Source organism: Stenotrophomonas sp. SMYL20 (assembly GCF_036320045.1).
GTDB lineage: Bacteria > Pseudomonadota > Gammaproteobacteria > Xanthomonadales > Xanthomonadaceae > Stenotrophomonas > Stenotrophomonas maltophilia_A.
Genome location: NZ_JAWIRT010000027.1, coordinates 25,137 through 33,827, shown reverse-complemented (window position 1 = coordinate 33,827; position 8,691 = coordinate 25,137). Strand labels below are relative to the sequence as shown.

General features: G+C 68.4%; 8 protein-coding genes. 5 read left to right on the top strand and 3 right to left on the bottom strand.

From position 1 onward, the window contains the following. Positions 1 to 206 precede the first annotated feature (206 nt). Positions 207 to 1,652, top strand: coding sequence for a GGDEF domain-containing protein (locus tag V3B48_RS18005; protein WP_121504400.1), 1,446 nt, complete (start codon positions 207 to 209; stop codon positions 1,650 to 1,652). A gap of 54 nt (positions 1,653 to 1,706) precedes the next feature. Here V3B48_RS18005 and V3B48_RS18000 read toward each other — a convergent pair whose 3' ends face one another. Then, positions 1,707 to 2,177: a hypothetical protein gene (locus V3B48_RS18000; RefSeq protein WP_049400257.1), complete on the bottom strand. Its 471-nt coding sequence runs from the start codon at positions 2,175 to 2,177 to the stop codon at positions 1,707 to 1,709. A gap of 5 nt (positions 2,178 to 2,182) precedes the next feature. After that, entirely contained in the window at positions 2,183 to 2,629 is a 447-nt protein-coding gene (locus tag V3B48_RS17995; RefSeq protein WP_032129880.1) for a universal stress protein, read from the bottom strand. 141 nt (positions 2,630 to 2,770) lie between these two features. On the opposite strand from V3B48_RS17995, the gene V3B48_RS17990 reads away from it, so the two are divergent. The 4 genes from V3B48_RS17990 to V3B48_RS17975 all read left to right on the top strand — a co-directional run bounded on the left by V3B48_RS17990 (position 2,771) and on the right by V3B48_RS17975 (position 7,885). Next, positions 2,771 to 3,688 (top strand): LysR family transcriptional regulator, encoded by a 918-nt coding sequence (locus V3B48_RS17990; protein ID WP_032129879.1) that lies wholly within the window; start codon positions 2,771 to 2,773, stop codon positions 3,686 to 3,688. A gap of 153 nt (positions 3,689 to 3,841) precedes the next feature. Continuing rightward, the gene (locus V3B48_RS17985; protein ID WP_032129878.1) at positions 3,842 to 5,371 is read left to right on the top strand and encodes an MFS transporter; all 1,530 of its coding nucleotides are present in this window, start codon (positions 3,842 to 3,844) and stop codon (positions 5,369 to 5,371) included. A gap of 22 nt (positions 5,372 to 5,393) precedes the next feature. Continuing rightward, entirely contained in the window at positions 5,394 to 6,476 is a 1,083-nt protein-coding gene (locus V3B48_RS17980; protein WP_201117298.1) for an HlyD family secretion protein, read from the top strand. Then, positions 6,473 to 7,885, top strand: a complete 1,413-nt coding sequence (locus V3B48_RS17975; RefSeq protein WP_197617408.1) for an efflux transporter outer membrane subunit — start codon at positions 6,473 to 6,475, stop codon at positions 7,883 to 7,885. Before V3B48_RS17980 ends, V3B48_RS17975 begins: the two co-directional genes overlap by 4 nt. A 144-nt stretch (positions 7,886 to 8,029) precedes the next feature. On the opposite strand, the gene V3B48_RS17970 is transcribed toward V3B48_RS17975, so the two are convergent. Beyond that, entirely contained in the window at positions 8,030 to 8,593 is a 564-nt protein-coding gene (locus V3B48_RS17970; protein ID WP_014038449.1) for a DUF3916 domain-containing protein, read from the bottom strand. Positions 8,594 to 8,691 lie beyond the last annotated feature (98 nt).

Below are 8,691 nucleotides of genomic sequence, written 5' to 3'. Positions count from 1 at the left end.
CGGCGCCGTGCACGGCTGACGGCTTTCCGGTCGGGCCGGCCGCTGGCCGGCAACCTGCAGCCCTGTGATTCCCCGGGATTGCCGGCCAGCGGCCGGCACTCCCATTGGGGGGGCACGCGACGTGTCGTATTGCCGTATTGGATCACGTGGCCGTGGCGCGGGCGGGGCTATCGTGCGTCCATACGGCCTTGCGGATCGGGGGATGCATGCCGGTAGTGCTGGCGCTGCTGTATGTGCTGTGCCACGGCCTGGTCGTGGCCCTGTGGCCGGGTCCCGCCGGTGCGGGTTCCTTCGGGTTCCTCACGGGTGCCCCGTTGCTGGCGGCGGCGGCCTGCCTGTGGCGGGCGCGGCGCGACCGTGCCGCGCTCGGCTGGCGCGCCACCGCCCTGGCGCTGCTGCTCTGGGCGGGTGGCATGGCCGTCAACATGATCGATGCGCTCGGTGCCGGCCGTGCCGATGTCACGCCGCAGGCCAGCCTGTTCCTGTATGTGCTGTACGGCGTGCCGCTGGTGTTCATCCTGGCCCGTGCACGCCGCGAGCGGCTGAGCATCAGCCTGATCGACGCGGCGATGGCCGCGTTGCTGGGCGTGCTGTTCTTCGTGCATGCGCAGTCGTTCGCCGCGCGCGTCGACATCGACGACCACGCGTTGTCCAACATGCAGCGCATGTTCGATATCCAGAATCTGTGCATTGCCGGGTTCGCGGTGGTGCGCTGGCTGGTGGGCGACGTTCCGGAGCGGCGCAACTTCTTCCGCGCGCTGGCGATCTACGCGGTGGGCTACCTGATGGTGGCGTACTACATCAACCACTACACCTCGGAACAGTCCTTCGGTGCCTACAACGATCTGCTGATCGACCTGCCGTTCCTGCTGCTGGCGTTGCTGGCGATGAGCCAGGCGCCCGCGCCGACGTTCGTGATGCACCCGAGGCTGGGCAGAACGGTGCAGGCGGCGGGGCCGATGATCCTGCCATTGCTGCTGCTGGTGGTCGGTACCCTGGTGGTCGACCATGCGCGGCCGCTGGCAGTCACTGGCTTCGTGGTGGCAACGCTGGGCTTCGGCGTGCGCAGCATCCTGTTGCAGGTGGACCTGATGGAACGGCAGGCATCGCTGGACCAGCTCGCTCGGCAGGATGGCCTGACAGGTGTGGCCAACCGGCGCGAGTTCGATGCACTGCTGCTGGCGGAATGGAACCGTGCGCGGCGCAGCGGCAGCGAGCTGGGGCTGCTGTTGCTGGACATCGACCATTTCAAGGTCTTCAACGACCGCCACGGACATCCGGCCGGGGACCGCTGCCTGCAGGCCGTGGCCACGGTCCTGAAGATCAGTGCCGGCCGTGCCGGTGACAGTGTTGCCCGTTACGGCGGCGAGGAATTTGCGGTGATCGTGCCCGGAAGCCCGCTGTCGGGCGTGCTGGCGCTGGCCGAGCGCCTGCGTGAGGCGGTGGCGGCGCTGCCACTGCCGGAAGGGTCGGTCAGTATCAGCATCGGCGTGGGCTACCTGCACCCGCCGGCTCTGGCCAGCGCCGATCAGTTGCTGGCGGATGCCGATGCCGGCCTGTACGCCGCCAAACGTGCCGGTCGCAACCAGGTGATCCTGCATGCGCACGTGCTCGACGACGAAGGCAGTGCGCACGGCAGGCTGGATTGCTGAGCGCGCCGGGTGCCCGGTCCCCGTGCGTGATTGCGCACGGGCGGCGCGGCCGGGTCAGCGCTGCCGCAACCAGCCGGTGGGATCGAGCAGCCTCAGCCCGACCGGTGACAACGAGCGCTGGCGCAACGGCAGGTTTGCCGCCTGCACGGCCATCGCACAGCGCGCCAGCTGCTGGCGCAACGGTGCCAGCGTGTCATCTTCGCGCGGGCGTGCATGCCGCCACTGGGCGATGCGCAGCAGGCAGACCAGCAGGTCCAGTTCGCTGGCCGCGATGAACGGTGAACCAGCGGGCAGCAGGTCGATCGGGGCGGTGGGCGTGGCCAGCAGCGGCAGCAGGCCGACGAACGCGTCGCAGCCTTCGGGATCAATACCGAGGCTGCTCAGCTGGGCGAGTCCATCGGCCTGTTGATCAGGATCGTGCAGCTGGCGTATCGCCGCCAGCAGTGCCTGTTCGCCGCGGCCGAACTGGCGGCCGAAGGCGCGGTAGTTGACGCGGGTGGGAAACAACGGGGAACGGGAGGCCATGGTTGCTAGGGTTGTGGGTCGCGGGTTTCCACCAGCACGGGACAGGGCGCGTGGTCGATGGTCCATTGCCCGATCGAGGGTTCGAACAGGCGTTCCAGGCGGGACAGGTGGCGGTGGCCGATGACGATCAGGTCGCACTTCAGGCGCCGGGCCTGCTCGCTGATCACTTCGCCCGGGTCACCCGAGGGAATCTGCGCGATGGCGTCGACGCCGCGCTCGCGCAGCTCGGCCAGGGCTTCGGCCAGCACCGCTTCGGCCCGCGAGCGCTGGCGGGCGGCTTCCGGGTACTCGATGCGGTCGGCTTCGCTGGCATCGGCCGCCAGCGCGAATTCGGGGTCGAGCACGCACAGCAGGTGCAGGCGGCTGTGGGGGCCGGCGATGGCTGCGGCCAGGTCCAGCACGCGTGCGTGCTGGGGGCCACCGTCCAGGGCGACCAGCAGGGTATTGAACATGGATGTCTCCTTGGCAGGCCGGGGATGGTCGCCGATGTCACTGCGCGCACCCATGCCGTGCGCGGCAGTCAATGAATGCGTAAAACGCAATCGACTGTGGTTACAAGTGTCGTAGAGTCATCTGATTTACTGGAGACTGTCATGCCCCTGCCGGACCTGAACCTGTTGCTGGCACTGGACGTGCTGATTGACGAATGCAGCGTGGCCGCCGCCGCGCGGCGGATGAACCTGAGCGCGCCGGCGATGAGCCGTACCCTGGGCCGGATCCGCACCGCGCTGGGCGACCCGGTGCTGGTGCGTGCCGGCCGCGGTCTGGCCCCCACGCCCCGCGCGCTGCAGCTGCGTGAGCAGGTCCGCGATGTGATCGAGCAGGCCCACCGTGTGTTCAACGCCGGTCGCGAGATCGACCTGCGCACCCTGGAGCGCACCTTCAATGTCCGCGCCAATGATGTCTTCATCGGTGGATTCGGCGGACGCCTGCGTGAACTGTTCCGCCAGCAGGCGCCGCGCGCGGTACTGCGCTTCGTGCCCGAGGGCGATACCGACGACGACGCGATGGCGCAGGGCCGGATCGACCTGTACATCAGCACCGCCGGCAAGCATGCACCCGATACCAAGGTGCAGAACCTGTTCAGTACCTCGTTCATGGGCGCCGCGCGCGAAGATCATCCGTTGTTCGATGAGGAGATCAGCGCCGAGCGTTTTGCTGCCTGCGACCACATCGCGGTGTCGCGGCGGGGGCTGCCGCGTGGCCCGATCGATGACGACCTGGCCACGCTGGGCCTGCAGCGGCGGGTGGCGCTGATCAGCCCGACCTTCCACGGCGCGATCTTCGCGGCCGCCGAGTCGGACCTGATCCTGCCGCAGATGCCGAGCGTGATGCTGGAGCGGATCGTCAGCATGCGCCTGCCGCTGCGCCTGTTCCCGCTGCCGATCCCGGTGCGCACCGCCGCCATCGTCCAGGCCTGGCACCCGCGGCTGGACAACGATGCTGCGCACCAGTGGCTGCGGCGCTCGATCAAGACCATGTGCGAAAGCGCAGGGGAGGCTCCGCGCTGACACTTTCATGCGTGCGCGTGACGCACGCCTGGGATGCGGGCTGCGCCATTTTTCGCAGGGTACCAGCTCCCTAGACTGCGCTCCCCGGAGTTTCACTGAGCGCATTCCAATGACCCCCAACATGCCGTGCACTGCACGGATCGGTGCCCGGCGATGAGTACGCCGGCCGCCGCTGTCCCGGCCGCTGCTGCGCCCCGTCCTGCCGCCGCCCCCGGGCTCGACCGCCGCGTTCTGGTCGGCCTGTGTGGCGTGCTGCTGGCGGTGCTGGTGTCGGGCTTCAACGAGAACATCACCAAGGTCGCCCTGGCCGACATCCGTGGTGCGATGGGTTTCAGCGTCGATGACGGCAGCTGGATCGTCGCCCTCTACAGCGCGATGTCGGTCAGCGCGATGGCCTTCGCCCCGTGGTGTGCCGCCACCTTCTCGCTGCGCCGCTTCGCGCTGGCGATGATCGGTGGCTTCATGGTGCTGGGCGTGCTCTGCCCGCTTGCGCCGAACCTGCAGGTGTTCCTGCTGCTGCGCGCGCTGCAGGGGCTGTGTGGTGGTGCGCTGCCGCCGCTGCTGATGAGCGTGGCACTGCGCTTCCTGCCGCCCGGCATCAAGCTGTATGGCCTGGCGGGCTACGCGTTGACCGCTACCTTCGGCCCGAGCATGGGCACGCCGCTGGCCGCGTTCTGGGTCGAGCAGGTGGGCTGGCACTGGGCGTTCTGGCAGATCGTGCCGTACTGCCTGGCTGCCATGGCGATGGTCAGCTGGGGCCTGCCGCAGGACCCGCTGCGGCTGGAGCGTTTTGCCCAGTTCGATGGCGTGGGCCTGGCGCTGGGCCTGCCGGCGCTGGTGCTGCTGGTGCTGGGCCTGGTGCAGGGCCCGCGCCTGAACTGGTTCGACTCGCCGATGATCACCCTGATGATCGGTGGCGGCGCCGGCCTGATGGTGCTGTTCATGATCAATGAATGGTTCCACCCGCTGCCGTTCTTCAAGCTGCAGCTGCTGGCCAACCGCAACCTCAGCTACTCGCTGGTGACCCTGGGCGGCGTGCTGTTCGTGCTGCTGGCGGTGATCTCGATTCCCTCCGGATTCCTGGCCAGCGTGCAGGGCTACCGGCCATTGCAGACCGCACCGATGCTGCTGTGGGTGGCGCTGCCACAGGTGATCGCACTGCCGTTGGTGGCGGCGTTGTTGAACATCCGCGCAGTGGATTGCCGCTGGGTGCAGGCCACCGGCCTGGCGATGCTGGCGCTGGCCTGCTGGCTGGGCTCGCACCTGGATGTGGCCTGGATCCGCGACAACTTCCTGTGGGTACAGCTGCTGCAGGTATTCGCCCAGCCGATGGCGGTGTTGCCGCTGCTGATGCTGGCCACTGGCGGGCTGGCACCGCAGGACGGTCCGTTCGCCTCGGCGTGGTTCAACACGGTCAAGGGCTTTGCTGCCGTGCTCGCCAGCGGCGTGCTGGATGCCGTCGCCCAGGGCCGCCGTCATTTCCATTCCACCGTGCTGGTCGACCGCCTTGGCGAGCAGCCGTGGCTGGCCGAGGGCCCGCAGCTGGGCGCGCGCCTGCATGCGCAGGTGCAGGCGCTGACCTCGGCCGATCTGTACTGGGTGGTCGCGCTGGTGGCGCTGGCCTTCATTCCCCTCATTGCCTGGATGCCCACCCGCATCCATCCGCCACGTGCCGTGGCCTGAACCTTTCGCAGGAACCCCCCTCATGACGATCAATCGAACCACTCTCAATACCGGCCTGGGCCTGGGCGTGCTGGCCCTGGCCATCGGTGCCTGGCTGCTGCTGCGCGACGGCGGTCACCAGACCACCAACAATGCCTATGTCGTTGCCGACTACACGCTGGTTGCGCCGAAGATTCCCGGCTTCGTCAGTGCCGTGGAAGTAGAGGACAACCAGTCGGTGAAGGCTGGCGACGTGCTTGCCCGCATCGACGACCGCGACTACCAGGTGGCCCTGCAGGCGGCCCGTGCCGACCTCGCCAACGCCCGTGCACAGCTGGCCAACGCGCAGGCCGCACTGGCCCAGCAGGACTCGCTGATCGAACAGGCCAGGGCCAGTGTCGATGTCAGCCGTTCCGAACTGACCCTGGCCAGCGCCGACCAGCAGCGTTACCGCGAACTGGCCCGTGATGGCGCCGGCACCGTGCAGAACGCACAGCAGGCGCAGTCGAAGCAGGCCGTGGCCAGTGCGCATCTGCAGCAGGGCCAGGCCGCGCTGTCGACCGCACGCCAGCGCACCGACATCCTCAACGCTGGCGTGCAGGCCGCGCAGGCGGCGGTACAGCGTGCAGAAGCGGCGCAGGCGCGTGCCGAACTGGACCTGTCGCACACCGTGCTGCGCGCGCCGATCGACGGCATGGTCGGCCGCCGTGCGGTACGCGTGGGCGCCTACCTGACCCCGGGTACGCCGGTGGCTGCGGTGGTACCGCTGAAGCGCGCCTTCGTGGTCGCCAACTTCCAGGAAACGCAGATGACCCGCATGCAGGCCGGCCAACAGGTCGAGCTGAAGGTGGACGTGTTCCCGGGCAAGCCGCTGCGCGGGCACATCGACAGCATCGCACCGGCTACCGGCGTCACCTTCGCCGCCGTCGCACCGGAAAACGCCACCGGCAACTTCACCAAGGTGGTGCAGCGCATTCCGGTCAAGATCGTGCTGGAACCCGGCCAGCCACTGCTGGACCAGCTGCGTGCCGGCATGTCGGTGGAAGCCAGTGTTGACCTGGGCAGCCGCGCCCGCGCGCAGAGCGTGCAGCACAGTCCGGGCCACAAGAGCGGGGAGGGTGCATGAGCGCAGTCACCCTGTTCCGCACCTTCGTTGCGGCCAGCCTGTGCACGGCCCTGGCTGCCTGCACGATGGGTCCGGACTTCGTACGCCCGCAAGCGGAACTGCCCAGCCACTGGCAGGGTGAGGCGGTCGCCGGCAACGCCATCGACCAGGACGCGGCCTGGTGGGCCGGCTTCGATGATCCACTGCTGGGGCAGCTTGCCGGCCAGGTGCTCGCGGCCAACCTGGACCTGCAGCTGGCCGCCAACCGCGTGCAGCAGAGCCGCGCCGCGCGTGGCATCACCGCCGCCGATCGCCTGCCCGGCGTCAGCGCGAGCGCCAGTGGCGTGCGTGCACGCAACAGCGAGGTGGGCCTGAATGATCCGTCCGGCAACGGCGGCCGTGATGACTACGGGCTGTTCCAGGCCGGCATCGGCCTGAGCTGGGAACTGGACCTGTGGGGGCGTGTGCGCCGCCAGGTGGAAGCGGCCGACGCACGCGTGCAGATCGCCGAGGAGGATGCACACGCGGTGCGCATCGCGCTGCTGGCGGAAACCGCGCGTGATTACCTGCAGCTGCGCGCGACGCGGCAGCTGCTGGCGATCACCGAGGACAACCTCAGCATCGCCCTCGACATGAAGCGCCTGACCGAGGCACGCCAGCAACAGGGCGTGGCCAGCACGCTGCAGGTGTCCAGCGCGTCCGCGCAGGTGGCAGCGCTGCAGGCCCGCATCGCGCCGCTGCGGCATCGTGAATCGCAGCTGCGCAATGCGCTGGCGTTCCTGCTGGCGCAGCCGCCGCAGGCGCTGGACGCGCAGCTGCAGGATGCACGCCGTGACTGGCCGGCGCTGCCGGCTGTAGCGGTGGGGGTGCCCAGCGAACTGGCCGAGCGTCGCCCGGACATCCGTCGTGCCGAAGCGGCACTGCATGCGGCAACGGCCGGCATCGGCGTGGCCAAGGCCAGTTTCCTGCCGCGCATCACCTTGAATGGCGACGCTGGGTTCCAGGCCAAGCAGCTGGATGATCTGGATGGCTGGAACGCGCACCGCTTCAGCATCGGGCCGTCGATCAGCGTACCGATCTTCCAGGGCGGGCGGCTGAAGGCCAATCTCGCGCTGAGCAGGCTGCAGCAGCAACAGTCGGCGCTGCAGTTCCGCCGTACCGTGCTGCAGGCCTGGCATGAAGTGGACGACGCCATCGATGGCTATGCCGCCGAGCAGCAGCGCACGGTGCAGCTGCATGTGGCGGTGGACGAGAGCGAGAGCGCACTGGGCGCGGCGCGCCGGCAGTACCAGGCTGGCGTGGTCGACATGCTGGATGTGCTGACCACCCAGCGCATCGCGCTGGACAACCAGGCTGCACTGGCCAACAGCCAGGCCACGGCCGCGATCGCACGGGTGGAGCTGTACCGCGCGCTGGGCGGAGGCTGGTAGCGATAGGGAAACGCCGGGCCATGCCCGGCGGTTCGTCGGTAGTTGCCAACCTTGGTTGGCAGTTTTTTTGGAGCGCCAACCAAGGGTGGCGTCTACCAGAGCCCGTCGTGCGCCGGGCCACCTGCTGTGGACCCGGTGGACGCATCAACGCCGGTCCGCTACCTCGCCGTAAAACCAGTATTCCTGTTCCAGACCGTCATCGTGGTCGGTGGGAGGAATGCTGACCTGCACACCTCGCTCCTCAACGCCTTGGGGTAGGACGAGCTGCCATTCGGCGGAAAGACTGCGCGAGGTGATGGCGGTGACCTGGCCATCCGCTGTCGAGGCGACGTGGCCCTGGAAGTACGCTTCGTCCAGGTAAAGGCAAATCTCGCTGGAGAACATCCCTGGCTGGGCGATGCAGCAGGTTACCCGCACAGTAGCTTGTGAAGCGGGCCGCGACTGGATCAGATTTGCGCAGGCGCTGATGAGCGATTGGGCGCAGGCACGCTGGATTCTCAGGGTGGTGGCCGGGCCTTCGATCAGACCGGCTCGGGTCGGAACCTTGTAGTTCCAGTAGCGAGCTTGACTGCCCAACTCCTCTGGCGAGGGAAACGCACCACTGAAGCAGTCAGCCCAATGCTGCAGGTCGCGTAGTCGGCGTGGGGCATCGCGCAGCTTCTTCTCGCCGCGCGTACCCGGCCGGGTGATGGCATCTCTGTTTCTCATTCCCACAGTGTGCCAGCCACATGCGCGGCGGGTTGGAAAGCGCCAACCGAGGTTGGCATCTACCGGAGCAGCCCTCGGAAGCGCCGGGCCATGTCCGG